Consider the following 25,325-nt stretch of genomic DNA (forward strand, 5'->3'; position numbering starts at 1 on the left):
TCGGGTGTTTCACTAGAAGGATAATCTCCCTTTTTTTCAACAAAGGTAGGTTGAGTCAAATGATCGGTTGTCTCACTATCTTTTCTACATCCCCTCTCCTGGGCGTAATACTGCAACGCTTGCACCAGCGCTTTCACTCGTACAGGCTTACTAATATAATCATTCATACCCGCCTCAATACAGGTTTCGCGATCGCCTTTCATCGCATTCGCCGTCATCGCAATAATCCAAGGGTGAGTTGACGAGTTTTGAGTGAATGTCCCTATCTCCCGGATTTCCGCAGAGAATTGCTGACGAATTCGCCGCGTTGTTTCCAACCCATCCATCCCGGGCATTTGCATATCCATAAAGATCACATCGTAATCACAACAACTCACCGCCATCAGCGCCTCTTGTCCACTATTAGCACTATCGGCGCTATATCCTAACCGTTGCAACATTTCACAGGCGACTTGATGATTAACCTCGACATCATCTATCACCAAAATTTTTAACGGTAGGGTTTTACCCAGTTCGGTGTTAAATTGCGGTGGCGATACCTTGGACGGTATCAGCGTTTGTTGTTTACCCGCAATTTGTAGCAAAACCTGATGCAGTTGATTTTGCTTAATTGGCTTATCAATAAAAGCCGCAAATTCCACTCGCCCTTGGTATTCATGACGACTGGGTTTTCCACCCGAACTCAGAATTAATAACGGTAGAGTTTTGCCTTGGGGTAACGCCTGAATTCGTTTCGCTAGCGCCACACCATCCAGTTCCGGCATACGGTAATCTAGGATTGCCAGGTCAAACTGAGGTTCACGATGCAATAGTTTGAGGGCTTGAAATCCTGACTTGGCACAACGAACCACCATTCCCCAAGACTTTGTTTGTAGGGTGAGAATTTGGCGATGCGTCGCATTATCATCCACGATTAATACCCGTAAACCGGTTAACTCAGGTTGGATAAAATCCAACGGTTGAGGGACTGATGAGGGGATTGATAGTGTTTGGATGGTAAAGGAAAATTTAGACCCTTTGCCGACTTTACTTTCCACCCACATCGTACCGCCCATCATTTCACTCAGACGTTTACTAATCACCAACCCTAACCCCGTCCCCCCATATTTCCGGGTGGTGGAACTATCGACCTGGCTAAAGGGTTTAAACAGTCGATTGATCCGATCTGAAGGAATCCCAATTCCTGTATCTCTCACCGTAAATTTAATTTCGTATTGATCGGAAACGTCTAGACATTTTACGGTCAGACCTTCCACGGTCAGACGTTCCGGTGGAACGTCTCTACGATTCTCTGGGCATTTCTTTGCACGGACAGAGACAACGACTTCTCCTTTTTCCGTAAACTTAATCGCATTACTGAGTAAATTTAGCAAGATTTGCCGCAGTCGCGTGACATCTCCTAGAATTGTCGTCGGGGTTGTTGAGTCAAGTTTATAAGCAATATCAATATTTTTTTCCGCCGCTTTTGGTGCGACTAAATCTAAGGTGTCTTCAATACAAGTTCTTAAGTTAAAGGCTTCGGCTTCTAACTCTAGTCGGTTGGCTTCAATCTTAGAAAAGTCGAGAATATCATTAATAATGGCAAGTAACGCATCCCCACTGGTGCGAATCGTATTCACAAAATTTTGCTGATTCGGAGATAACCGACTATCTAATAACAATTCGGTCATACCAATAATGCCATTCATCGGTGTGCGAATTTCATGGCTCATTGTTGCCACAAATTCACTTTTAGCTTTGTTGGCAGATTCGGCTTCGACTTTGGCTTGTTTTAATTTGGCTTCGACTTGCTTACGCCGTTGTAGTTCATCCTGATAATTTTGGATACGTTGGGTTAGTTCGGTGACATCTTGAATCGCGATTAAAGCATAAACCCCATCGCCGATGAGTGCCGGAATTGGCGTAACACTGGTTTCTTGAATTCGTTTCTTATTGTTGGGTTGATCTTGACTAATTAGAGATCCGTGCAGTTGTGACGAAAATACCGCAGGTAAGCGACTTTTAAAGACTTGCTTTAAGCGAGTTTTATATCGCGGTTGATTCACTTGCGGAAAATGGGTCGCTAAGGATGTACCAACGATTTCCGATTTCGGCAGTTTTGTCCAGTTTTCTAAGATATGGTTCCAAAATAAGACGATAAAATCGTGTCGGATAATACACAATCCGATAGGAATCCGGTCAAGGATACTAAAGTGTTGGGTAATGGTTTCTAGTTCAGGGTTGATGGTTGATGAGTGATGGTTCATGGTTCAGGGTTGATGGTTGATGCCGATCGATCGCATTGTACTCGGTGTTCGATGGTTATTTTTCTCTTATCCGATAAAAAAGAGGCAGTTGTACTCCTGGAAACGGGTTATTTTTTCTGGCGAGAGTTTAATACAGGTGTCATATTAGTACAGATGTTAAGGTTTGCTAAATTTTGTAATTAGAATATAATAGTCAAAGTTAGTTTCGCAATCATACAGCCGTAATCTTGAGAGAGTTGAATGGAAATCGATGAGGATCTCAAGGAATTCTTAGTGGAAGGCTACGAACACCTGAATCAACTCGAAGGGGATTTAGTCGCCTTGGAACAAAGCACCTCAGATGCAGAGGTGATCAACCGGATTTACCGCCATCTGCACACGATTAAAGGGAACAGTGGTTTTCTCGGTTTAGAGAAATTACAGGGAATTACCCATGGGGGAGAAAATTTACTCAGTCGTTTAGGGACTTGCGGAAAAATAGAATACCAGTCATTGTAGAGGAGAGGAGGCTTCTCAAAGCAATGCTGTTGAACACTATCATGCTCAAAGAGAACCGGGATGATACTAGCTCAAACTGTACTAGCTACGTTTAAAGATGCCAGTGAGAAACTGACAGGTCACCGTAAACGAGATTTTATCGCGTCTGTCACCGAAGATTATTTTGATGGGTCAGCCCGCAAAGCGGAAACCGCTATGGGCTGGAATCGCCATAGCGTACAACTGGGATTGAATGAACGGCGAACCGGACTTATCTGTGTAGATAACTATCAAGCAAGAGGGCGACACAAAACGGAACAAGTGCTGCCTAACTTAGAAGCGGATATCCACTCCCTGGTAGATAGAGAAGCCCAAGCCGACCCAAAATTTCAATCGACCTTTCTATATACGCGCATCAGTGCCAAAGCAGTCCGAGAGGCATTAGTAAACGAAGTTGGTTACTCTGAGAGCGACTTGCCCTCTAGGCAGACAATAGGTGAAATTCTCAACCGCTTGGGGTATCGCCTAAAAAAACCCAAAAAACAAAACCTTTAAAAAAAACGCCTCAAACCGATGCCATTTTCGATAATGTATTTAAACAGAATCAGGCATCAGATGAAAATCCCAAATCGTTGCGAGTATCTATTGATACCAAAGCCAAGGTCAAAATTGGCAATCTGTCCAGAGGTGGTAAGGCACGGACTTTGAAGCCGAAAAAGGCGGATGACCACGATACCCAGTGGCAAGGTATCTTAATCCCCTTTGGTATTCTCAACACCCACAGCGAACAATTATCGATTTATATGGGTCACTCTGTTGAAACTAGTGACTTTATCGTCGATTGTTTAACTGCTTGGTGGAAACAAAATCAACCCGATTATCCGGAGATTTCTGAATGGGTGATTGATCTTGATGGCGGTGTAGCAACTCGCAGTGACCGCACCCAATTTATCAAACGAATGGTTGAACTTTCCCAAGAGATTGATGTAAAAATTCGCCTGATTTACTATCCTCCCTACCACAGCAAGTACAATCCGATAGAACGCTGTTGGGCCGTCCTAGAAAACTATTGGAATGGTGCCATTTTAGACTCAGTAGAAGCTGCCATACAATGGGCTGCCAATATGACTTGGAAGGGAATTGCTCCAATTGTCCATCACATCGAAACCATCTATGAAAAAGGCATCAAAGTCCTGCCCACAGAGTTAGAAGATTACTATCCCTTCTGGCAGCGTTCTGAAACATTGCCTAAATGGGATATCACAATTGTCCCTAGTTAACTCTCTCCTTACAAGGAGAGGGAAAAACTAAAATAAGTTTGCGTATGATATACGCAAATATAGGACTAATATAATATAATATATTATATTGACCTTTGGTCAAACCTATGCATTAACCTGAAGTTCCCCCAGCCAAAAAATCTTGCACTGCCTCACTGTGATGTAGCGAGGGTTTTCACCGATAAGATTGTTTATTGGAAGAATAGCGCGATAGGTTCCTTCTTCAGCAGGCATCGCCAACGCGCTATTCTTGCCAGTGCTACTTATGTACGATTTTTGAGGGGCTTGAGCGTTAAAACTATTACAGTATAAGGCTTGACGCTGGGTGCAGTACATCTGTATGGGGGAACTTCAGATTCATGTTCTTTGACCCCAATCGAGGCGGGCGACGAGTAAGTTGTCGGGATAGTCGCACCAGCGAGGACTGGGCAGAGGAGGTGAAACATCTATTAGATGTTGACTATCCTCATGCTCCTAACATCCGACTATTGTGTGACAACCTCAATAACATGAAGTTGCGATCGCGTCCAGTAGAAAGGTGTTCTCAAATTCTTGTTGGCGGGTGGTTGTGGACTCATCCAGATATTTGGAGAGCGATCGCGTCCAGTATAGGGGTGTTCTCATTATTAAATCCGTTTTCCCCGATACTAATGCACCATTTTAGCTGGGTCACGCCAGTAGGGTGAGCTGCTCAAGGATTGCTGCCGCGATGCACTAGACTATACCTGAATGGCATCGCCAGAATGTAGTTAGTACGGTTTGAGCTAGTATCATCCCAGTTCTCTTTGAGCATGATAGTGTTCAACAGCATTGCTTTGAGAAGCCTCCTCTCCTCTACAATGACTGGTATTCTATTTTTCCGCAAGTCCCTTACGGGAAGCGAGGATTCCGGTAACACCAGATATTACCAATGCGTTATTACAAGTGATCGACGCCATCCGCGATCACTTTGAGAGTCTCGAAACCACGGGTGAAGAAAGTTCACGCGATCGCACGGCTTTATTTAATCAGTTAAATGCATTACCTGTTGAGAATGGGGAGAGGATCAAGGATGAGGAATCCCAATCCAAAACCGAATCTGTAGGGGGACATTCGTACCCAGATCTATCGGTTTTATGCCAAGATCTTAACGAGAAAGCTTCACATCCCCAGGTATCTATTGCTAATTCCCCTTCTGCCAATTCCCATGTATGCCAAGATACCAATCCGCCGGCTTCAGCCAATCCCCAGACATCAAATTCCACTTCCCCCTCACCAATCACCAATAGCGCCATCCGTGTCGATGTAAATCTCCTGGATAAGTTAATGAATCTGGTGGGAGAATTGGTATTATGTCGCAATCAAATTTTAGAATTTGCCAATCAACAGGCGGTAAATGCTGAACATGATGATGCGTTTAAATCAGCATCGGGACGATTAAATTTAGTTACCTCCGAATTGCAAGAAGGGGTCATGAAAACCCGGATGCAACCTATTCGCACAATTTGGAGTAAATTCCCCCGTGTCGTGCGCGATCTGGCGGTGAGTTTAAACAAGCAAGTGCAATTGGAAATGGAGGGAGAAGAGACAGAATTAGACAAAACCTTAATCGAAGCGATCGCGAATCCCCTAACCCATCTTGTCCGCAATTGTCTGGATCATGGTTTAGACACCCCAGACATGAGGATAGCCGCCGGAAAATCTCAAGTAGGGCGCTTGTTACTTCGCGCCTATCACGAAAGCGGACACGTTAATATTGAAGTGTCTGATGATGGCAAAGGAATTGATCTCGAAAACCTGAAACAAAAGGCGCTACAACAGGGAATAATTACGCCAACACAAGCCCTGCACATGACCGAACAGGAAGCGCTTCACCTCATCTTTTTACCCAGTTTTTCCACTAGCGAAACTGTAACTAATATTTCCGGACGGGGTGTGGGAATGGATGTCGTTCGGGCGAATATTGAGAGGATTAGTGGCACAATTGATGTCGAAAGTCGGTTGGGTCAAGGAACAAGTTTTAAACTTAAAATTCCGCTAACTTTGGCGATTATCCCGACATTAATTATTACCAGTGGCGGCGATCGCTACGCCATTCCCCAAGTGAATCTGTTAGAACTGGTACGGTTAGATCGCGAACAAGCTGAACAGCGGATCGAATGGTTTCATGGAACACCCGTCTATCGGTTACGGGGGAATTTATTACCCTTGGTTTACTTAAATCAGGTGTTGCAACTGGAAAATAATACCGGAGTGCAGGAGTCTAGCGGTATAGGGAAAACCTCGAATGCTAAAAAGCAAAGTTTAATTCCTGAACAAGAGGATGAAACGATTAACATTGTTGTGGTTCAAGCCACCGAGAAACCCTTTGGATTAGTTGTGGATGTGATTAACGATACCCAAGAAATCGTAGTTAAACCCTTAGGAAAACCGCTAAAATCCCTAGCTTGTTTTGCTGGGGCGACAATTATGGGGGATGGGAAAGTGGTATTGATTTTAGATGTCCAGGGTTTGGCGCAAAAAACGCTGATTACCTCTCCGGAAAAGGAAAAAGCCTTAGTGAATGAGGACAGTCAATCGGTGAATTCTACCGCTATTCCTCAGCAGCTTTTAGTCTTCCACGCCGCCAATCAGCGACGTTTGGCAATTCCTTTGTCTAAGGTATCACGCCTAGAAGAATTTCCCCGCGATCGCATCGAATATTTGGGCGATCAAGAGGTGATTCAATATCGCCAGCATATCATGCCGCTGATTCATTTATCGGCTGTTTTGAGCAACGGTTATTCAGAGTTTCAGGTGCGCGATCGCCAATCGGAAATTAGTGAGGATAAACAACCCGTGATTGTTGTCTCTTTGCAGGGAGACAAACAAGTGGGGTTGGTGGTGGATCAGGTTCTGGATATTGTTGAACAAGGTATTAATATTAAAGGGGTATCTCCACAAAAGGCAATTCTCTGTTCAGCGGTGATTCAGGGTAAAGTTACTGAAATTATTGATGTTCATGCTTTGATTGAGCAGGGTTTATCAGTGGTTAAGCCGATGTTAGTTTAGGTTTAATTAAATGGGTTATTTACGAGTACAAATGACGAACTATAAATGACAAAGACGACTCAATTATGTACCTTTTTTCTCGATAATCTTTTCTTAGGGATTGAGGTAGAAAATGTTCAAGAAATATTACGTCATCAAGAGATGACGCGGGTTCCCCTGGCGCCTCCGGTTGTGGCGGGTTTAATTAATTTACGTGGACAAATTGTGACGGCGATTGATTTACGACGGCGATTGGAGTTGAAGCCACGGGCTTATGATCCGTTACCGATTAATATAATTGTCCGAACTCCTGATGAGACGGTGAGTTTGTTGGTGGATGAAATTGGCGATGTTTTGGATGTATCCGATGACGATTTTGAACGTCCTCCAGATACGTATAGGGGGGGAGTGCGAGAGTTAATTCAGGGTTCTTATAAGTTGCCAAATCGATTATTGCTGTTTCTGGATGTGGATAAAGTGGTTGATTTTACGGTGATGGATTAAGATTTTTTAACGCAGAGGGGCGCAGAGGTTGGCGCAGAGGGGCGCAGAGGGGGTTAGAGGTTGGGGTGCTGTGATTATGTTTAGGCTTTTGAGGTGGTGAGTTTTTTTGTGGATGAATTTGGCTTGGTTGATTTTACGGTGATGGATTAAGATTTTTTAACGCAGAGGGGCGCAGAGGTTGGCGCAGAGGGGCGCAGAGGGGCGCAGAGGTTGGGGTGCTGTGGTTATGTGTATGCTTTTGAGGTGGATTGATGGGTAAGAAAGAAGGGAAGTCTGTGGCGTTTGCTAATGTTAAAGGAGGAACGGGGAAAACCACGACTTGTGTGAATGTGGCGGGGTATTTGGCTAAACGGGGAAATCAAGTTTTAGTGGTGGATTTTGATCCTCAAGGGAATGCGACATCAGGATTGGGGATTGATGGTAGATGTTTACAATATTCGATGTATGATGCTTTTTTAAGTCAATGTCAGGGGTATAGTGGTGTTCCAATTACTAAGGTTATTTTAGAAACGGATATTGAGAATCTTCATATCGCCCCTTCTGTCTTAAATCTAGGGGTTGCACCAATGCTGTTGCAAGATACGAAAGATAAAACGGGGATATTGCAGCGAATTTTAGAGCCAGTTCAGCGGTTTTATGACTATATTTTGATTGATGTTCCTTCGGATGCTGGATTGTTTCTTTTTAATAGTTTGAGAGCAACTGAGCAAATTGTAGTGCCGATTGATCCGGGGATTTTCTCTTGGGAATCTCTGGAACATTTAAAGGCTTATTGCTATGATTTAGTCCAGAATAAAGGACATAGGATTAAAGACTGGACAATTGTTTTAAATAAAACAGTTAGTCAAACCAGTCAATCCCGGAAATCTAGCCAGTTAAATCCGTCTGATGAAATTGAGTCAAGTCTCCAGGAACGTTCAGATCCTGTGTTTGTGGTTCCTTATTCGGTTTTAGTTTATCGATCGCAGCAAGAAGGATTACCCATTTCTCACTATACAAACAAAGCCAGCAAAATTGGCAAGGCTTACGCCGCGATCGCGACTCATTTAACCCGTGTATCCAACTTTACCGAAATACCAGATAAAGAACCGAGTTTTTAGGGTCAAGGTGTTCCCTATTCCCTAACAAATGACCAATGACCAATGACCAATGACCAATGACCAATGACCAATGACCAATTCCGACTTTAATTATATTCGCAAATTGGTGCGCGATCGCACAGGTGTAGTTCTCTCTGAGGATAAACAGTATTTGGTGGAGTCTCGTCTAATTGGTTTAGCCAAACAGGTTGGGGCAAATTCAGTCAAGAGTTTAGTGGCGCAACTGCAACAAAAGCCGTTTCATCCGCTTTGTCAATCCGTTGTCGAAGCAATGATGACCACTGAAACTTTTTTCTTTCGAGACAATAACCCATTTCAGGCGTTAAAAAATGCTATAATACCCGAACTCATTCAACAACGACAAACCGAACGCCATTTAACTATTTGGTGCGCTGCTTGTTCCAGTGGTCAGGAACCCTATAGTATTGCTATGTTGCTGCGCGAGCATTTTCCTGCACTTACCACTTGGAGAGTGCAATTAATCGCCAGCGATATCTCAGATGTAATGCTCAATCGCGCCCGTTCTGGATATTACCATCCCCATGAAATGAATCGTGGCTTACCGTTAAATTTGCGACAGAAATACTTTGAACCAAAGAGTCAAGGATGGACAATTAAACCTGACATTCGCCAGATGGTAGAGTTTCGCCCAATTAATTTAACCGAAACGGTTTTACCCTTATCCCAGGTTGATATTATTTTCCTGCGAAATGTCTTGATCTATTTCGATATCGAGATGAAGCAAGAAATATTAGCTCGGTTACGGCGGGTATTACAACCCGATGGCTATTTATTTCTCGGCGGTGGGGAGACAACAGTCAACTTAGATAATGCCTTTGAACCCGTACAATTTGATAACGCGGTGTGTTACAAATTGCGAGGGAATGAAGAATGACCAATGACCAATGACCAATGACCAATGATGCTCCCCACCGTTAACTTTAATTGTCCCCACCTAATTTAGTTCAATCCTCTGCTTTAACAAAAACACCTAAACCAAAATCACAAGTGCTGTTCCTTGAAGAACATTTACTCATTTTGACATTAATCTCATACCTATCCTCGGCTGGGGGAACAAAAGGGACAACCGCGACAGCATAATCGGTCATATCAGAGGCGACAACATTGCCTTGCATATCTTCAACAATGATATCCACGTCCTCACAACTCTTATTACAAACAGCAACAAAACTGTACTCTCGACTGGGCGATAAAAATACCGTCTTCGGTGCTTGCGCCCCTCTAGAGAGTCTGGCTACCGTTCGCGGAAATACCAATTGATAACCCTCCTTGTCTTGGGCTTCAATTACTGCTCGAATTTGAGCTTCGACTTCTTGCTCCGATTCATTTAGAGGTCTAGCTGTAGCAGCAATCTGAAGTGTCGTCACTGAAAACAGCATTAGGGTAGATACAAGTAAGCGTTGAACAATCTTCATGGCAATAAGGGTATAGTATGAAGCCCAAATCGATTATTGTACACCGTCGGTTCGCGATCGCCTATTCTTCAGTCAGAGTAGGAGGGTACTATTTCCTAGCAAAGGACAAATGACAAATGACGAATGACCTAAGACTCCTCCACAGGTGAAAATTCCTTTGTTTTCGGTGAATATTCCCAGGCGACTCCTTCTGGATCTTTAGTTTGACTCCATTGGGGAAAATCTGGGTCAGATTTGCGCTTACCGATGGTACTCGAATGTACATCGAGTCGCTTGGCTAATTCTGCCTGAATCAAAGACTGACTTGGTTTATCTTTATCTTGGAGTTGAGGGGATGATGTTTCCCCAGGGGATGCGACTGTGTCCTGAATCTCCTCGCTTGCAGTCTCAGACTCCGATGTTTCCTCTATGTCCTCATCCTCCTCATCCTCCTCATCCTCCTCATCTTCCATCAGCCATTGAACCAGCTTTGGCGCTTGATTGGTCAAGGATTCAGACTCTTGTTCCGGTAGCGGTTCACTACTGTCAAAGATACTTCCCAGTGCATTAGCCGTAAGAAAGTAATAGACAATCCCTTTATCCTCGTAGTCTCGCCGCTTCGCCCCAAATTCTTCTGCCTTTCTATCCAAATATCGTTGGGCGGCGGTTCCAGAGATGTTCGCTTTTATCGACAAGTCTAGGGGAGTCAAGCAACCCTGATTGTCTTTGATTAGCTGATTGAAAAAAGGATTAACTTGCTTACTCCATTGCAGCCACCGATACTGCTGCCAAATTTTCAACAGAATAATCACAACCAAAAGCGCAAGCAGATAGGGCCACGTTTTAAACAACAGGACGAATACAAACGCGATCGGGAGTAGGAGAATTAGAATCCCTGTAGTACTGCTATCAATTACTTTTCCGGTCATATCCCTGCTTGCAATTTTCTCTTGAGCGTAAGCGAATTACGGTAACGATGGCATTTCCTTGACTGACAGCCCAGCCTTAGCTGGCTCTAGCCTAACTTAAGCCGTTGATTGGCATGTTGCCTATCTCAACAGTTTACGGGTTCTTGAGCCAGGTTGGTCAGCGAGAGGCGTTTTAACATCGCTGCCCGTGCTTGCTTTGCTAACGTATCATCTAGGGGCGTCAAAGTGATAGGGGTTTGGTACTTTTGTTTTAATCCGGTTTGGATCAGCCAATCGGCGATAAAGGGATTCTTGGGTAAAAGTGGACCATGGGAGTAGGTCGCGATCGCGTTTCGATAAAATGCCCCTTCCATGCCATCCTCGCCGTTATTCCCGTAGCCTTTCACCACCTTACCCAGGGGGGAGACATCCCCTAAATAGGTACGCCCACCATGATTTTCAAAGCCAATCACAATCGGCTTACGTCCCAGCATCTGTTCTAAGTCTTGGGCGAGGGGAGAGGCGGTTAACTCGAAGACGACATTGCCAATACAGCGACGGGCATTAGGTCCAGGATGCTTACTGACAAAATCCAATAACCCTAATCCTTCAATCCGTTGACCTAAAGCGGGTTCGTAATAGTGACCCAACAGTTGCGGGGAACCGCAGGTAAACACTCCAGGGGTTCCGGTTTCTAGTTTCTCCCGTAAGGTATCCGCCTTTGCCCCCCGCAAGTCCCGCATGACTATTTCCTGCTGTCGGTCTTGGGCGCCACCCCCCATAAACACATCAACTTGGTGGAATTGCTCAGCCGAGGTTTGCTGGTCGAGGGGTAGGACATTCACCCGAATCCCCCGCCATTGAGCGCGTTGTTGGAGGCAGATCACATTACCGCGATCGCCGTAGGTACTCATTAGAGTCGGGTATAGCCAGCCAATCGTTAGTTCTAGGTGTTCGGGATTCATCGTTTTTGGTTCATGTCTATCTAAGTTTTACAGCCTGATTGGAGCGGAAACGGAAAGAAGTTATAAGTCAATTGTAGGGGCGGGTTTAGGGACAATTGTAGGGGCGGGTTTAGGGACAATTGTAGGGGCGGGTTTAGGGACAATTGTAGGGGCGGGTTTAGGAACAATTGTAGGGGCGGGTTTAGGGACAATTGTAGGGGCGGGTTTAGGAACAATTGTAGGGGCGGGTTTAGGGACTAAATTCAGCTATTCACCGATAACGGAAAAACAAAACCCGCCCTCCCCACCGATAACGGAAAAACAAAACCCGCCCTCCCCACTTATTCATAAGTCATGAAACAGAACATGAAATCACGTACCATTTTTACTGCTTTTTGTCAAAAAAAGATTTTGATTTTTACAAAAATACATGCATCGAACCCCAACGGGCTTGAGTCGGAGGAGTAGCGCTTTTTGACGCAAACTCAAGGGGTTCAGCTTACGATCAGGCGACTTTCCCTAAAAACGCACATAAAAAACACCCATTATTAGTATAGACAAATCGCTGAATCCACGCAATTTCGTTGCTTATTGCAAATAATTCTCACAGTTTTTTTGCCCGTTAAGCTCTGTTAAGCAACAAATATTAAATCAAATCTCACGCTCGTTAAAAGTTTTAGTTATACTTGTCCCTGACAGGTTCCCCATGCTGAATAAGCAGAGGTAAAAATGAAGGTGAACATGAACTTAGCATCACTTTATGAGGTTGAATATGACCAATGGTTAGCGCGAACCATTAGTTTGTTAAAAGAAAACCGATTCAATGAGTTGGACAAAGACCATTTAATTGAGGAGTTGGAAGACTTGAGTCGGCGCGAGAAAAAAACAGTTGAACGGTTTCTAGAACAGATTATCCGACATTTGCTACTTTGGCAATATTGGACGGCAGAACATGATTAAGCTGTCATGCATTTAAATTGGGTATTAGTAGCGAGCAAGATGCTCGCACTACAAGGCTTTCGCCATTATTGACATTAAGGTTTAAATGCCGAACAGCTTATAATGCCAATCATTGGCAAGCCGAAATTATGAGTTTTAGAACCCAAATCAATGAAGATTTAACCCAAAATTTACGAAATCACCTCCAGGAAAACCAAGTAAAAATTCATGAAAAAGCATTAAATTACGTGAAACAAAAGACCGGATATGAGGTGAATTTTCCCGAAAACTGCCCTTATACCCTCGACCAATTATTAGAGATAAACTGGCTACCCGAAAAAAGCTAAAATCGCTGGTTTTGTCGGATGCGTTAATGACCAATGACAACTCACAAAATCTGCCGCCCGGTCAACAATCCCCGCACTTCTAACATGGCAGAATAAGTGGGTAAAATATGCAACGTTTCATCGGCTGGTGTATGCGCCAATGCCGTCTTAATCGCCTCCTGTAAATCCTCTTTAATAATTAACTCACAAGGATGTTCTGAATCGGATTGAGAATACTTCAGGCGTAATGCCATATCATAAACGCGATCGCCACTCACCACAATCGTCCCGCCTAACGCCACCAGCTTCTCGGTATCCACGTCCCAAATCCAAGACACATCCGTCCCATCGGGGGTTCGGTCATTCAACACGACTAACTTGGTCGAGGCTCCCCCCTGTTTTTGGATATCATGCACCGCCCGGATGGTTTCATTCATCCCTACCGGATTTTTCGATAACAGAATCCGCACCTTCTTCCCCTGAACCACCAATTCCTCAGCACGTCCAAATGCAGCCTTAAAGGTTTTAACCGTGTCGTAAATGTCCGCCCGCTCAATCCCCAATTCCTCTGCCACTAATCCAGCCGCCAGGGTATTATATTTGTTATAAATACCAATTAAGATTTGGGGCCACTCCTGACTATTTACCGCTAAGGAACTCTTACTAAAGCCACAACTCGCACAGTGATAATCCCCTAAATGAGACAAGTAAACCCCTTTATAATCCAAGGGATAACCGCAACTGGGACAGTAAATCGAGTCTACGGCATGGGGAATTTCTTCCAAATAGCGCTCCGGTTCATTCAGACCGAAAAATCGCACCGTTTGCGATAACTGTTGACCCAAATGACACAGTGTCGGATCATCAGCATTCAAAATCACCCGAGTTTGGTCAGGAAGCGGTGCGATCGCCTTCAGCCAGCGCTGACTAATTGTATCTACTTCCCCATAGCGATCCAGTTGATCTCGAAACAGATTTAAACCCAAAATCACCTGAGGCTGACAATCCTGCAACAGCAAGGGCAATATATTTTCATCCACTTCTAAAATGGCGTAATCGGCATCCAGCAAACCCACCATATTGGTATGCTCCATCAACGCCGTCACCAACCCATTAATCAAATTCGCACCCGTGGCATTATGCGCCACTCGCCACCCCTGACGCTCTAACAGCGTTCGCAACAATAGAGCCGTCGTGGTTTTGCCATTCGTCCCTACAATCAGAATCACCCCACGCCGTACCTGTGCCAAAAGCAACGGCAAAGCATGGGGTTGAATTCTGCGGGCGATCGACCCTGGCAATACACTCGCTGCCCCTAAACGGAATCCCCGCACCAACGAGGTAACGCTTTTAGCCGCGCCTACCGATAAACTCAGACGCACTTGATCTAGCACTGATTGACTCACATCCACACTCCTCCCAGACGGGGCAGCTTCTCGGTTCACTGAGCTTATACTAGGTTATTTACTCAGCCATCTATAGCTCGTCAGCATAATATTCTACCTATATGAGTAAGTTTGTAGTTGCGCTTTAGCGCCATAAACGTCTGCATCGCCCACTATAAACCTTTCACTCCAACCTTGGTCAGGGCGGGTTTAGTCGCATCTGGTAGGGAAGCAACGATAATCGTGAAACCCGCCCCTGCACAGACGCCATGTCCTCGATGGTAGCGAAGAGTCAAAACTATTTCACCGAGTCATGATGCTGTTGCACCACTTGAACCAATCGACCCCCGCAATTTAAAATATCATCGGCTAACTGAACAATCCACAGATTTGGCAGGGCTTGAGGTCTAACGGCTAAAACATTGGCAAGGGCATCTTCCTCTCTACCCACGCCCAATAACTCAGTACAAACAATCAACGCCACCGCCGCCGAACGACTCACTCCGGATTGACAATGGATGAGTAAATCCCCCTGGTTCGACGAAATTAAATTGGTAAATTCGATAATTTGCAGGATATGCTCTGCTGTCGGCAAGACATATTCGGGATCATCATGGGGCATATCAATATCATCAAACTCTAATCGCAAATGGTGAGGAATGCGAGTATAACCCGGAGGCGGAGCAACCCCCGGAGAACCAATGGAAATCAGATAGTGAATGGATGACCCTGGCGTTTTTGACCAGAGATATTCACTGGCTTCACTAAATGAACCAATCCAGAGTTTAGGTAAACCCGGAATTTGAATAGAACTTGCCGTCATTGCTGAGGTATCCTGGACGTCGCGATTCATCACCCCCTTGAGTTTTTCAATCACCGCCGCTGCTCTATCTCGAACATAAGCATCTTCATCATTAAGCGCTTGTCGAATACCCGCTATCACTGTTGGTGTGCCAATATTTCCCAAGGCTTCCACCACTCGTGTGCGGACAAAGACATCTCCATCGCTAAGTGACTGTAAAATTCCCGCAATGGCAGTTTCAGTGCCAATTTCACCTAATACGGCCACAGACGCCGCCCGAACTTCTAAGACAGGATGATAAAGCCCTTCCAGGAGAATAGAAACCGCGTCTTCGCTCGCCAGATTTCCTAAGGCATAGACGGCTTTGGTGTGAATATAAAAGTCTGGGTCATAGAGTGCCCGTTTTAAGTCTTCGAGTGCGGCATCACTTCTGAGTTGTCCTAACGCCCATGTCGCTCTACCGCGAACATAGTGATCCTCATCTTCCCGCAAAACCTGTAGGAGTGGGTCAATTGCCACAGGATTGGCGATACGTCCCAACGCCGTCGCCGCCCGCCAACGGACTTGAGCATCCTCATGGTTTAGGGCGTCCAAGAGTCCCGTAACTGCCTGTTCACTACCGATTTCCCCTAATGCCCATGTTGCCCACTTTCGCACCTGCGGCGATGAATCTCCCAATGCTGCAAGTAAATGAGTCACTACCACATCACTACCAATTTGTGCCAGTCCCCACGCCGCCCAAGCCTGTACGCTATTATCGTCCTGGTTGAGTCCTTGCAGGAAAACTGGAATCGATTGTTCTGAGCGCATTCGGGCTAAGGAGCGAATTTTATGCGCGACTGAAGCATTATCAGGGTTAGTCATTAAATAAGTCACAAGTCAAACGTCAAAAGTTAAAAGTCATTTGTCATTTGTCATTCGTAATTCGTCATTTGTCATACTCGCTCCCTTGAGAAGCAAGCTACGTTTATGTAAGGGGTTGAGGAACATTTACAGAACTTAACATAGTTCGGTTTTTTTCCACCGACCTACTGAGTCCGTTGTCAGTTATTATGGACAAAAAATCCGACTGTGAAAGAAGTAATCGAAAGACGCCATAGCGGAACTCAGCTATACGTCAACAAAAACTGGATTTGCGATCGCGGCACTGCCAGAGGTAATCGCGATTAGGTCATTCGCATCTACGCCTTTGAGACGAGCTAATGTTTCATCACCAGAACTGATCAGAGCATGACCCTTATTCCCACCGCTTCCCTGAGTGATGGTCAGCTCTTCAAAGGTCAGTCCATTGGCTAACCCCAAAAAATCTTCACCCAGATGAAAATCTATTATTGTATCAGTTCCTTCGCCAAGGGCAAGCACAAACGTATCGCTACCCTGTCCTCCAGAGAAATCGTCTCCCGTGAGAGTGTCATCCCCTAAACCGCCCCAAAGTAGGTCATCGCCGTCATCACCCCAAATTCGGTCATGATCATCGCCGCCATAGAGGAAATCATTTCCACCCTTACCGCCAATCCGATCATTCCCTTTACCACCATAAATGATGTCATCACCGCCAACCATACCACCAGAGGAACGGTGGTTAAAGTCACCGCGCAGGATATCATTACCCTCTTTGCCGTAAATAATATCATTGCCTAAACAGCCAGCGATGATATCTTTATCCGCACTACCTTGTAGATGGTCATCTGATGCACTACATTTAAGCGGGGACTGATTATCTGTAGTCGTTGGCTCAGATTCGGGTTCAGATGTCAATTCTGATGTCGAAGTTTGAGTATTAGGGGTTGAGTCTATTTCTGTATTTGAGTCACTCGGAGTTTGAGTATCAGTCTTTGAGTCTGTTTCTGTCGTTGAGTCACTCGGAGTTTGAGTATCAGTCTTTGAGTCTGTTTCTGTCGTTGAGTCACTCGGAGTTTGAGTATCAGTCTTTGAGTCCGATTCGGACGTTGGTTCAGGTGTCGGAATTAATTCATCTGTATCCAGGTCAAGTTTGATATTTTCTGACCCAATCGTCACCTGACGAGTTTCAGTATCTGTCTGTCCATCATCGTCCCAGTCGCCAGCAAAGGTCACTTGGTAGGTTCCAGTGGACAACTGCATTTGATAACCACCTGCGTTCCAAGTCGTCGTTGTGAAACGTTCGTTAGTTGTAGTGTTAACGGCTGTGACATTAATTCCGCCCAGTCCTTCACCGATGCTATAAAATTGATCATCTGTAATCTGGTCGTCAAAAACAACTCCCATTAACCAGGAATTGCCAAAATTGAAGCGATTGCCAAAGTTCTGGGTGATGACCAGTGATCCAACCTGGGTAGCTGGGTCATTTTCGGGAATAATCGAAAGACCCACTTCCCGAAAATTCGAGTTCATAATATTATTGCGGTGACCATGGGACGCTTGTATCCCGGTTGAAGTGAAGCCCCAATCAATGGCAAAACCTGCATGTCCATGAAAAACGGAGTCAGCATACGTATAGACATTCTCACCCACAGTAGACCAGTTATAGCCAGTATTAGCAATCCGCTGACTCAAATTCAATTCCCCAGGTAACTGATGGGACTGGGTATCTGCTTGAATCATCAACTGATTATGGTTTTGCGCCGCCTCTTGGAGTTGATCTGACCAAGCTAAGGGTTGAACGGGTTGGAGATTCGCCCATTGAGTTTGCAATACATCCAGATCAACATTAAAGTAGTCCAACGCGAAGTTAACATCAGCATCGGCTGAATTAATTAATAAATCAAGTTCGCCGACTGGGTTGAGCCTCATCCGGTTGATCAACTCCAGCATTTCCTGTTCTTGGACGGTAGGTTGAGAGGGATTGGATTGTTGAGGTTGCATCGGTAGTACCCTGAAGTGTGGTTGTTAACTCCAGTCTCAACAACCGATGATTGCGATCGCGTTTTCGCTAGGTTTTCGTTATGTGTGCGTAACTTTACTTGTTTCCTGTTTCCTAGTTAGCATTGACTTTATTGCGCTGGCATGATAATGATGCGGTTCAGTTTGGGCGATCGCTTGAACTCCTCAGCCAATCAGGGATAATCAGAAACAGGGAATTTCATCTAAACTAACGTTGTAACTGTAATATGACCTTTGACTCATTGCCTGTTCTTAGTCAACATCCAACCAATCGCTATTCTTACAAACGTCTTATTGCCCAATGTTTGGTCACTCTGATTGCTGTCCTTGGCTGTTTGCTGCTATCAACACCATCAGCCCTAGCCGAACTCAATGATGACCACTTTGACGGCAATATCTTTGCCCTCTATGCAGGGAATGGTTCCCTAGTCCCGCCGCGTGTCACTCTGGCAGACTCCATAAAAGCACATAAACCAGCCTTGCTGGTGTTCTATATCGATGACAGTAAAGACTGTAAGCAGTTTTCCACCGTGGTGTCCCAGCTACAAGCGCCTTATGGACGGGCGGCGAGTTTTATCCCCATTAGCGCGGATACTCTGTACGACAAACCAAGTGATGACCCAATGAAACCGGGCTACTATTATGAAGGATTAGTCCCCCAAACCGTTCTCATTGACCAAGAGGGTGAGGTTCGGTTGAATGAAACGGGACAAGTCAGCTACGAAAAAGTCGATGATGTCTTTCGGGAGGTTTTTGACTTACTTCCCCGTTCTGAATCACTAGATTTAAAACGGCGATCGGTTAACGAGATTAATACGGAATTAAGCCAAGATTGACGATACCAAGGAGTTTGGGGAAAAGTATCCAAAATATGCAAGTATAAAGTAAGTCAACTTGTGGCAGAGTGCATATCTCAATTTTCCCCTGCCCCTCCGCACCCTGGCACTCCTGCCCCTCTACACTCCTGCTGCCCCAATCAACTACGATCGCACATCTGATGTCACGGGTCTACAGCACCGAGGAACTGATCCAAATTCTGGCAGAGGAACGTCGCGCCTGTATGAATGGTCAGCGTCTGAATCTAGCCGCTTCTGCATCGGGTAATCCGGTGATTGACCGATTTCTTCAATCTGAAGGGATTCAAAAATTTAGTGCTTATCGGGATTTTAAAGCAGCAGTTCACCACTACCAGCGACAACATCAGGTTTCAGGTATTGTCTGGCGACAGTTAACCCTCAACGGCATAACCTTGCGTTATCCGACGGTGCATGATCAGTTAGTGGCGTTAACTCGTGACGTAGAAATAATCAAAGCGGCTAAACCTTCAATCTTGGAGTTTTGGCAACAGGTGACTCCGGGTATGGACTTGTACCTGAGTATCCGCCTTGGCAAAGACTATCGCCAAATTCAGCCTGACGATGTGGACGCGATCGCATCGAGAACGGAATGGGTTAATCTTTTACATTATGGGAATTCCCAGATTCTGGAAATCATCCTTCAGCTTGGCTGGGGTAAGCCGGAAGAAGCCTCTTACCGCCGGGGGTGGCCCGCCTCAGGTAGCGAATACGTTCATGCGGTTCCCCTCGGTCAGCGTCCCATTTGTTAAGAGTTTAAACCCTTAAATAGTGAAGGATTCAAGCAATTCTGACGATGGTTGGGGGGTCTAGGTATAGATTCATTCCAAGAAAGGGGGAATGCATAGTGCGATCGCACAAACACTATTTTATTGATCGTAGCTGATTTACTGAGATAGATGATCAGGGTAAGCTGATGCTAAAGACGCGATCGCAAGCTAGTTCAGCCTAGCCCCATACCTCTCATAAAAACCTGAATATCTTGCATCAACTTCTGGCTACAAATCGCTAATTTTTCTGATAATTGCACGACTAGATCAGGATTGAGATTATGAGCATAGTTACTTCTGACAACGTGGCGAAAGCGTCGGAATTCGTCCAAGTCAATTAATGTTGTCTGTGAAAGTACAGCTTGGCGAACCGTCGGGATCTCTACAGACAGTTGTTCCAATACTTGCCGATGCCAATCTGCACCTGTTGGCACGTCTCCATCTATCTCTTTAGCAATTTCATAGAAGATACGCTCTGCTCCCGTATAATAGCTTTGCATATTCAGCGCAATAGCCGCGATGAGTGCGTTTTGCATATCATCATCTTGAGTTTGGGGAAGTTTGTTGATCAGTCGTTGAGTTTGAGTGACTGCTTCTTGAACTTGTGCTAATTCCTGCTCAATGCGCTGAACCAACATAGTCATCGTTACAGTTCTATCCCTTGCTGAATGGCTGCTTGGATATGGGGGGGTGATGATTCAGCATCTATCAGGTCAATGGAGAAATGATGTCCTCTTTCGGCAACTGCCCCAGCCCGTAGGTAATGGTTTGTGTCAATGCCCCAAACGGCAAGGTCTATATCAGAATGCCAGGTCATGTGCTGGTGATCAAGCATTGAACCAAATAAAACAACGCGATTTGCGCCAAATTCCTCCTTCAGGGTAGCAGCCGCTTGGCGTGCTGCTTGCCAGCCTTGCTGCTGGAGTTTTTTCATCTGGAGCAAAAACTCAGCCCTATTTTTACGGGCGGTTAGCACTCTCTTTACAATCTGTTCACGGGTTTTTGTGTCCACGGAGGGCATGAGTTGCAGGGGTTTGATTAAGAGGTTGAGGGCATCTGCGATCGCACAAACACTATTCTATTGATCGTAGCTGATTTACTGTGATACGTGATCAATGTAAGCTTGTAGTAGAGACGCGATCGCAGTATCCGCCTTGACCCATAGTGAATTCTTGTTAGTTATCCCTGAATGGATTAATAACACATGAATACGATATCGATTCCTATTACTTTGGCACAACTGATCGCTGCTGTACAACAGTGTAAGTAAGAGTGTAAGTAAGAGGTAGGGTGGGCAAATTATGATCATTTGACAATTTCACCAAAAATTATGTCCATTTGCCCACCCGACAAGATCTGCGATCGCTTATTTAAATATCTATTAGCAATTGATTGAGTCAAGTTACCGTAAAATACGATATCATTAATTTCTTAAGCGAATAGATAAGGCTCGAAGCAGTTTGAGGGAAGGAAAGGGTATTAGTATGGAAGAGATGCGGAAGAAATATGAACTGTAATTGCATTTGATACAGAACATCTCCACCCATTATGGAAGGTGCGCGTCTTGGCGGAAGAGAATATTGCTGTGACCACAACTCTACTCATCCAAACTGAAACCACTCCCTTAAGGATTTCGCTACCCGCGATCGCGCCCATGACTCGCGAGGAGTTCTATGCTTTTTGCCAAGCGAATCGAGACTTGCGTATCGAACGTACTGCGGCTGGAGATGTTGTCATTATGCCACCTGCTTTTTCAGATACCGGAAACCGCAATTTTAATCTGGCTGTACAGCTTGGTATCTGGGCGGAACTTGATGGTACAGGTTTGGGTTTTGACTCCAGTGCAGGATTTACCCTTTCTAAGGGTGCCACGCGATTCTCCTACGGAGACGCTTCGCGAACGCCTGATGCGTCTTGGATTAAAACAGAACGGTGGAATGCTCTGACTGAGGAGGAAAAAGCATCCTTTGCGCCGATTTGTCCGGATGCGTGTGATTGAGTTACGCTCGGCGAGTGATACTTTAAGTAGTTTGAAAACGAAGATGCAGGAATATATAGAAAATGGTGTATCTCTAGGCTGGTTGATTGACCGCAAAAATCGCACTGTTTATGTCTATCGCCCTAATCAAGAGGTTCAAATCTTGGAAAATCCAGAGCAGGTTAGTGGTGATCCAGAGTTATCCGGTTTCAGCTTAGTGATGGCAAAGATTTGGTGATTTGGGTAAAGAGTCAAGGGGTAGGGTGGGCAAATGGATATAATTTTTGGTGAAATCGTTAAATTAACGTAATTTGCCCACCAGACAATATTAGGCGATCGCACTACATAACCTCAGACGTGCGAGGAATTTGAGCAGCTTTAACTTCTCAACTAGGACTTATTCTTGTTCTTGTTTTTTCCAATTAAGTCTACAATACATATCTAAATCTATACCTGCACTCAGTTCACTAGCCTTATGTATAATTTGCTGATTAAAACTAATGGCAGGTACGTGGCTATAAGCATAAACTACACAACAAATAAGTGCTTCGTACTGATAACTTATTTGAGCGAGTTGCTGCCAACCAGGTTGTAGTTGCTCAAAAACAGACTCTATATGTATCTCAAGTTCTCTTGTGGGGTCAAGTTCTTCTGAAGGAGCTAATTTAGATTTGACTTTCCAAACACTAAATTTCCTAATAGTTGGTTTTCCCCTCGACCGAACGACGACATCTCCTGTTTTCCAAGTTTGCGTAGGTTTAACACCGACAATCTTAGTGATTTCATCCGGATCAAGATCAACTCCTGATAATCGAAAATATGCGTATATTTCGTTGGTTTTGCTGTCAGTATTCAGCTATGTCTTGAAACTCCATTAGAACTGGAGGTTCCGCAACTTGAGCAACATCTGGTGGTGGAGCTAGCGAACTGGCATCGACGAGCAGCTTGCCTTCAACAATAACTTTCTTGTCTACAAAGCGATCAACCTCTTCCGGTGGACGCGGTTGCAATCCCAGCCTAACCATACTCCGGCTATCAGGTGCCTGATATTGATCGTATACTTGTGGACTACCCTCAACCTCAATAAAAACATGTCCCATAAACAGAGGTGGTGAGTTGTCCATCGGACTGGGTTTCTTTTTGTGGATCAGGCGTTTGCGATAGATTCCGACAAGCTGCACCCGCTGCCCATCAAGGCGCTTCATATCAGTAGATGTTTGGCACAGTGGTATTCTTTCCATGTTGATTTCTCCCTTTGAACTGGAAATAGTTTCCCAACCAGCAAACCCTAGAAAAAGGATAATGGCCACACTCATAAATACCCTTTGTTGAATGTTCATAGAACCGCTCTGAATTTATTGGTCTGTGCGAACTGCCATTGTGGTTGCTTTGTTGCCATGGGTATCGCTAGCCAGATGATCGTGATGGAACGTTTCATTGTTATCGACTGTTCCGTCGCTTTTAACTGAGCCATACATTGCAAAGTTCCACCCTCGATCAACGAAATCACGTTGAGGAACACCGACGCTTTGCGCGTATTCTCCAGTCACTGCATAGTTTTCCAATGTGATATTGTCTGAAGCATCTTTCATGATTACACCTGCCCAGTGAAAATTCCAAGTTGTATTACCTGGAATTCCCTGGAATCCTGGGAAGTTGTATCCCGAAGACATGGTGTATGCCTCACCAATTTCCGGATTAGCATAGTCATTAATGCCAGCCGCTTTATCGAAGGCTCGTTTGCCATCATCTGTCAACAGATCGTAAAGTTGCTGTGCTTTAACACCATCTTTCGGCTTCTTCTTCTGCTCTTTTGTTTTATAGCTAAAGCTTGTCAAAGATTCCCAGAAGTCAAAGACTCGTTTCTTATGACCAGGTTGGAGATAAGCGGCGTTGTTGGGGTCATTTATAAAGCTGTACATTAAATCAAAGAAAATTTGATTTGCCATCTTACCGGCAGGATTTTTTGTTACATTATGCATATTTGAGTCAGAGCGACCGTAGGTAGTTTTCTCACTTCCATTCTTGTAATACACGGCTTGACGATCGCCACCTTGAGATCCTGTTACTGCTTCGGAGGAACGCCCGCAGTCTGTCCAAAGTGCCATTGAGCCACCAACATTACCTTCTGAATCCGCACCTCCAGCATTTGGGGTATTAAGACCAGCATGTTGCCCAGAGTTACTCCCTTTGTTTACCCACACGGGTGTAACTTTGTTGAGGGTGTTTCCCTCATGTTGGATTTGTCCTGAACTATCATCAAGTTGAATGAAAGATCCATGCTTGCCAACATTGACCAGTGCCGCATTTGCAATGGTAACTAAACTGTGGTCTGCATAAAGTTCTTGAGCACCTATAAGCACAGTTAACCCCGACTCTGAAGAGGTTGCACTAGCAAATCTTGCATCAGGGTCGTTAGAAGCACGCCGCAACTGCACTGTGTTCTGCCTTTGAAGCAAGGGTGTAACATACGAGGTCAATGGTCGTCTTTGCAGTTTCGTTGTTACTCCACCCGTTTGCTGCACCACATGAGTCAACTCATGGGCCGTCAACTCATTATTCCCCGGTGATTTCCCATCCCCAAAATAAACATCACTCCCATGAGTAAACGCCTGAGCGCCCAACTCCTGATTCATCTGCACCGCTTCACCACCCGTATGCACGCGCACCCCACTAAAATCAGCCCCAAAGCGCGGTTCCATAAACCCTCTCACGTTCTCGGATAACGGAGAACCCCCACCCTTAGACGCATTCAAACGACTCTCTAAATCCCCAGAGGCTTGATTTCCCTCTATTTGATGCGCCCGTTGTATCATCTGGCGCATTTGCACACGCGGATCAATTTGCCTCTGCACCACAGGTGTAATTGACTGCGCTCGTTTCCATATCTGATGGGGGTGATGGGGGTGATTGGTGTCTAATTGACGCTGAACGGATGCTGAACTATCCGGAGGCGCTGACATTAACATTACCTGAGACGCTACTCGGTCAGCTTCTTGTTCGTAAGTATCTCCTGGCGCTCCAACCGTCAACTTGGTTTGAATGCCAATTTCCTCTAAATCTTTCCCGGCTTCTCCCGCCTGTTCCTGCTCTTCCTTCGCACAATCAGCACATTGGCGTTGAATCGGGTTCTGTGATACTGGGGCAAAAGCACCTTTTAATTGGGAAGCTGGGCTTTGTGGTAAGGGTGGGGGTGGCTCAAACGTTGGTGCCCAGGGCGATTCAAATTTAGGTTGTAATGTTGACCCTGAGCGGAGCCGAAGGGTTGACCCTTCAGCTTCCTCCTGTTTTTTAGCTTGGATTCCTCGCATTACATTGGCGGTAAGTCTATCCGCCGAGTCTCTGGAATATTCCCCGATTTCTGGGGATGGGGCAGATGACGGGTTTGACTTGGGTTGAATCGAAGAATGTCCCATTTTACCGGGACTTTTACCCTTTTTCTGTACTGGGGTGGGAGTCCAGGATGAATTTTTCTTTTGTACGGGTTTATACTCCATGATGCCGCTTCAGTTACCCAATGATTTAC

Annotated in this window: 23 protein-coding genes and 3 pseudogenes; 13 read left to right on the forward strand and 13 right to left on the reverse strand. The window is 45.1% G+C overall.

What is annotated here, in order from left to right:
- Positions 1–2,246: response regulator (locus tag MC7420_RS10175; RefSeq protein WP_157453113.1), on the reverse strand; the 2,246-nt coding region annotated here is incomplete at its 3' end.
- Between MC7420_RS10175 and MC7420_RS10180 the strand changes: the two genes are divergently transcribed.
- The 8 genes and pseudogenes from MC7420_RS10180 (at position 2,238) to MC7420_RS10220 (ending at position 9,511) form a co-directional block, all read left to right on the forward strand.
- Positions 2,238–2,429, forward strand: coding sequence for a hypothetical protein (locus MC7420_RS10180; protein ID WP_006100109.1), 192 nt, complete (start codon positions 2,238–2,240; stop codon positions 2,427–2,429). The two genes, MC7420_RS10175 and MC7420_RS10180, sit on opposite strands and share 9 nt — an antisense overlap.
- A 57-nt stretch (positions 2,430–2,486) precedes the next feature.
- The gene (locus MC7420_RS10185) at positions 2,487–2,744 is read left to right on the forward strand and encodes an Hpt domain-containing protein (protein WP_006100095.1); all 258 of its coding nucleotides are present in this window, start codon (positions 2,487–2,489) and stop codon (positions 2,742–2,744) included.
- A 195-nt stretch (positions 2,745–2,939) separates the two neighbouring features.
- Positions 2,940–4,003, forward strand: a pseudogene (locus MC7420_RS41275) (ISAzo13 family transposase).
- A 356-nt stretch (positions 4,004–4,359) separates the two neighbouring features.
- A pseudogene (locus tag MC7420_RS36750) lies at positions 4,360–4,527 on the forward strand (IS630-like element ISMae25 family transposase); the annotation flags it as partial.
- A gap of 400 nt (positions 4,528–4,927) precedes the next feature.
- A complete protein-coding gene (locus MC7420_RS10205; RefSeq protein WP_006100093.1) occupies positions 4,928–7,033 on the forward strand; it encodes a chemotaxis protein CheW in 2,106 nt (701 codons plus the stop codon).
- 45 nt (positions 7,034–7,078) lie between these two features.
- Positions 7,079–7,516, forward strand: coding sequence for a chemotaxis protein CheW (locus tag MC7420_RS10210; protein ID WP_006100364.1), 438 nt, complete (start codon positions 7,079–7,081; stop codon positions 7,514–7,516).
- A 251-nt stretch (positions 7,517–7,767) separates the two neighbouring features.
- Positions 7,768–8,616 carry a ParA family protein gene (locus MC7420_RS35040; RefSeq protein ID WP_006100153.1) on the forward strand — a complete coding sequence of 283 codons (849 nt, stop codon included), beginning with the start codon at positions 7,768–7,770 and terminating at the stop codon, positions 8,614–8,616.
- A gap of 70 nt (positions 8,617–8,686) precedes the next feature.
- Positions 8,687–9,511 carry a CheR family methyltransferase gene (locus tag MC7420_RS10220; protein WP_006100085.1) on the forward strand — a complete coding sequence of 275 codons (825 nt, stop codon included), beginning with the start codon at positions 8,687–8,689 and terminating at the stop codon, positions 9,509–9,511.
- 70 nt (positions 9,512–9,581) lie between these two features.
- On the opposite strand, the gene MC7420_RS35045 is transcribed toward MC7420_RS10220, so the two are convergent.
- From MC7420_RS35045 to MC7420_RS10235, 3 genes are all read right to left on the reverse strand, one after another.
- Complete coding sequence (locus MC7420_RS35045) at positions 9,582–10,052, reverse strand: hypothetical protein (protein ID WP_006100286.1); 471 nt, start codon at positions 10,050–10,052, stop codon at positions 9,582–9,584.
- 128 nt (positions 10,053–10,180) lie between these two features.
- Positions 10,181–10,960 carry a hypothetical protein gene (locus MC7420_RS10230; protein ID WP_006100308.1) on the reverse strand — a complete coding sequence of 260 codons (780 nt, stop codon included), beginning with the start codon at positions 10,958–10,960 and terminating at the stop codon, positions 10,181–10,183.
- Between the two features lie 125 nt (positions 10,961–11,085).
- Positions 11,086–11,904 (reverse strand): type 1 glutamine amidotransferase, encoded by an 819-nt coding sequence (locus MC7420_RS10235; RefSeq protein ID WP_006100324.1) that lies wholly within the window; start codon positions 11,902–11,904, stop codon positions 11,086–11,088.
- 720 nt (positions 11,905–12,624) lie between these two features.
- On the opposite strand from MC7420_RS10235, the gene MC7420_RS43300 reads away from it, so the two are divergent.
- Both MC7420_RS43300 and MC7420_RS43305 read left to right on the forward strand, forming a co-directional pair.
- A complete protein-coding gene (locus MC7420_RS43300) occupies positions 12,625–12,843 on the forward strand; it encodes a DUF29 family protein (protein WP_006100216.1) in 219 nt (72 codons plus the stop codon).
- Between the two features lie 17 nt (positions 12,844–12,860).
- Positions 12,861–13,169, forward strand: coding sequence for a DUF29 family protein (locus MC7420_RS43305; RefSeq protein ID WP_083798970.1), 309 nt, complete (start codon positions 12,861–12,863; stop codon positions 13,167–13,169).
- Between the two features lie 41 nt (positions 13,170–13,210).
- On the opposite strand, the gene MC7420_RS10250 is transcribed toward MC7420_RS43305, so the two are convergent.
- The 4 genes from MC7420_RS10250 to MC7420_RS10265 all read right to left on the reverse strand — a co-directional run bounded on the left by MC7420_RS10250 (position 13,211) and on the right by MC7420_RS10265 (position 18,179).
- A complete protein-coding gene (locus MC7420_RS10250) occupies positions 13,211–14,554 on the reverse strand; it encodes a Mur ligase family protein (RefSeq protein WP_044206424.1) in 1,344 nt (447 codons plus the stop codon).
- Positions 14,555–14,706: 152 nt separating this feature from the next.
- Complete coding sequence (locus MC7420_RS43310; RefSeq protein ID WP_006100011.1) at positions 14,707–14,829, reverse strand: hypothetical protein; 123 nt, start codon at positions 14,827–14,829, stop codon at positions 14,707–14,709.
- Positions 14,830–14,831: 2 nt separating this feature from the next.
- Positions 14,832–16,199 carry a HEAT repeat domain-containing protein gene (locus MC7420_RS35050; protein WP_006100174.1) on the reverse strand — a complete coding sequence of 456 codons (1,368 nt, stop codon included), beginning with the start codon at positions 16,197–16,199 and terminating at the stop codon, positions 14,832–14,834.
- Positions 16,200–16,445: 246 nt separating this feature from the next.
- Entirely contained in the window at positions 16,446–18,179 is a 1,734-nt protein-coding gene (locus MC7420_RS10265; RefSeq protein WP_006100188.1) for a CAP domain-containing protein, read from the reverse strand.
- Positions 18,180–18,424: 245 nt separating this feature from the next.
- On the opposite strand from MC7420_RS10265, the gene MC7420_RS10270 reads away from it, so the two are divergent.
- The gene (locus MC7420_RS10270; protein ID WP_006100256.1) at positions 18,425–19,033 is read left to right on the forward strand and encodes a thylakoid membrane photosystem I accumulation factor; all 609 of its coding nucleotides are present in this window, start codon (positions 18,425–18,427) and stop codon (positions 19,031–19,033) included.
- Between the two features lie 161 nt (positions 19,034–19,194).
- Positions 19,195–19,803 (forward strand): hypothetical protein, encoded by a 609-nt coding sequence (locus MC7420_RS10275; protein ID WP_006100069.1) that lies wholly within the window; start codon positions 19,195–19,197, stop codon positions 19,801–19,803.
- Positions 19,804–19,994: 191 nt separating this feature from the next.
- Here the strand turns inward: MC7420_RS10275 and MC7420_RS10280 are convergent, their stop codons facing one another.
- Both MC7420_RS10280 and MC7420_RS10285 read right to left on the reverse strand, forming a co-directional pair.
- Positions 19,995–20,465, reverse strand: a complete 471-nt coding sequence (locus MC7420_RS10280; RefSeq protein ID WP_044206250.1) for a ribonuclease toxin HepT-like protein — start codon at positions 20,463–20,465, stop codon at positions 19,995–19,997.
- Positions 20,466–20,467: 2 nt separating this feature from the next.
- Complete coding sequence (locus tag MC7420_RS10285) at positions 20,468–20,842, reverse strand: nucleotidyltransferase family protein (protein WP_044206253.1); 375 nt, start codon at positions 20,840–20,842, stop codon at positions 20,468–20,470.
- Between the two features lie 564 nt (positions 20,843–21,406).
- Here MC7420_RS10285 and MC7420_RS10290 point away from each other — a divergent pair.
- Positions 21,407–22,037, forward strand: a pseudogene (locus MC7420_RS10290) (Uma2 family endonuclease).
- A 159-nt stretch (positions 22,038–22,196) separates the two neighbouring features.
- On the opposite strand, the gene MC7420_RS44060 reads toward MC7420_RS10290, so the two are convergent.
- From MC7420_RS44060 to MC7420_RS35055, 3 genes are all read right to left on the reverse strand, one after another.
- On the reverse strand, positions 22,197–22,655 hold the full coding sequence (locus MC7420_RS44060; RefSeq protein WP_071777210.1) for a DUF4279 domain-containing protein: 459 nt from the start codon (positions 22,653–22,655) through the stop codon (positions 22,197–22,199).
- Positions 22,645–23,040 carry a hypothetical protein gene (locus tag MC7420_RS10295; RefSeq protein ID WP_006100294.1) on the reverse strand — a complete coding sequence of 132 codons (396 nt, stop codon included), beginning with the start codon at positions 23,038–23,040 and terminating at the stop codon, positions 22,645–22,647. Before MC7420_RS10295 ends, MC7420_RS44060 begins: the two co-directional genes overlap by 11 nt.
- Positions 23,041–23,154: 114 nt before the next feature.
- Complete coding sequence (locus MC7420_RS35055; RefSeq protein WP_006100025.1) at positions 23,155–25,296, reverse strand: eCIS core domain-containing protein; 2,142 nt, start codon at positions 25,294–25,296, stop codon at positions 23,155–23,157.
- Between the last annotated feature and the right edge of the window lie 29 nt (positions 25,297–25,325).

It is taken from the genome of Coleofasciculus chthonoplastes PCC 7420 (assembly GCF_000155555.1).
GTDB lineage: Bacteria > Cyanobacteriota > Cyanobacteriia > Cyanobacteriales > Coleofasciculaceae > Coleofasciculus > Coleofasciculus chthonoplastes_A.

Excerpts from the sequence above, each read along its gene's own strand:
- MC7420_RS10275 (WP_006100069.1), top strand. The coding sequence starts at position 19,195 with ATGTCACGGGTCTACAGCACCGAGGAACTGATCCAAATTCTGGCAGAG.
- MC7420_RS10280 (WP_044206250.1), bottom strand. The coding sequence starts at position 20,465 with ATGACTATGTTGGTTCAGCGCATTGAGCAGGAATTAGCACAAGTTCAA.
- MC7420_RS10285 (WP_044206253.1), bottom strand. The coding sequence starts at position 20,842 with ATGCCCTCCGTGGACACAAAAACCCGTGAACAGATTGTAAAGAGAGTG.
- MC7420_RS35045 (WP_006100286.1), bottom strand. The coding sequence starts at position 10,052 with ATGAAGATTGTTCAACGCTTACTTGTATCTACCCTAATGCTGTTTTCA.
- MC7420_RS10220 (WP_006100085.1), top strand. The coding sequence starts at position 8,687 with ATGACCAATTCCGACTTTAATTATATTCGCAAATTGGTGCGCGATCGC.
- MC7420_RS10265 (WP_006100188.1), bottom strand. The coding sequence starts at position 18,179 with ATGCAACCTCAACAATCCAATCCCTCTCAACCTACCGTCCAAGAACAG.
- MC7420_RS10185 (WP_006100095.1), top strand. The coding sequence starts at position 2,487 with ATGGAAATCGATGAGGATCTCAAGGAATTCTTAGTGGAAGGCTACGAA.
- MC7420_RS35040 (WP_006100153.1), top strand. The coding sequence starts at position 7,768 with ATGGGTAAGAAAGAAGGGAAGTCTGTGGCGTTTGCTAATGTTAAAGGA.
- MC7420_RS10270 (WP_006100256.1), top strand. The coding sequence starts at position 18,425 with ATGACCTTTGACTCATTGCCTGTTCTTAGTCAACATCCAACCAATCGC.
- MC7420_RS35055 (WP_006100025.1), bottom strand. The coding sequence starts at position 25,296 with ATGGAGTATAAACCCGTACAAAAGAAAAATTCATCCTGGACTCCCACC.
- MC7420_RS10180 (WP_006100109.1), top strand. The coding sequence starts at position 2,238 with ATGGTTCATGGTTCAGGGTTGATGGTTGATGCCGATCGATCGCATTGT.
- MC7420_RS10210 (WP_006100364.1), top strand. The coding sequence starts at position 7,079 with ATGACAAAGACGACTCAATTATGTACCTTTTTTCTCGATAATCTTTTC.
- MC7420_RS35050 (WP_006100174.1), bottom strand. The coding sequence starts at position 16,199 with ATGACTAACCCTGATAATGCTTCAGTCGCGCATAAAATTCGCTCCTTA.
- MC7420_RS43300 (WP_006100216.1), top strand. The coding sequence starts at position 12,625 with ATGAACTTAGCATCACTTTATGAGGTTGAATATGACCAATGGTTAGCG.
- MC7420_RS10295 (WP_006100294.1), bottom strand. The coding sequence starts at position 23,040 with ATGGAAAGAATACCACTGTGCCAAACATCTACTGATATGAAGCGCCTT.
- MC7420_RS10235 (WP_006100324.1), bottom strand. The coding sequence starts at position 11,904 with ATGAATCCCGAACACCTAGAACTAACGATTGGCTGGCTATACCCGACT.
- MC7420_RS10230 (WP_006100308.1), bottom strand. The coding sequence starts at position 10,960 with ATGACCGGAAAAGTAATTGATAGCAGTACTACAGGGATTCTAATTCTC.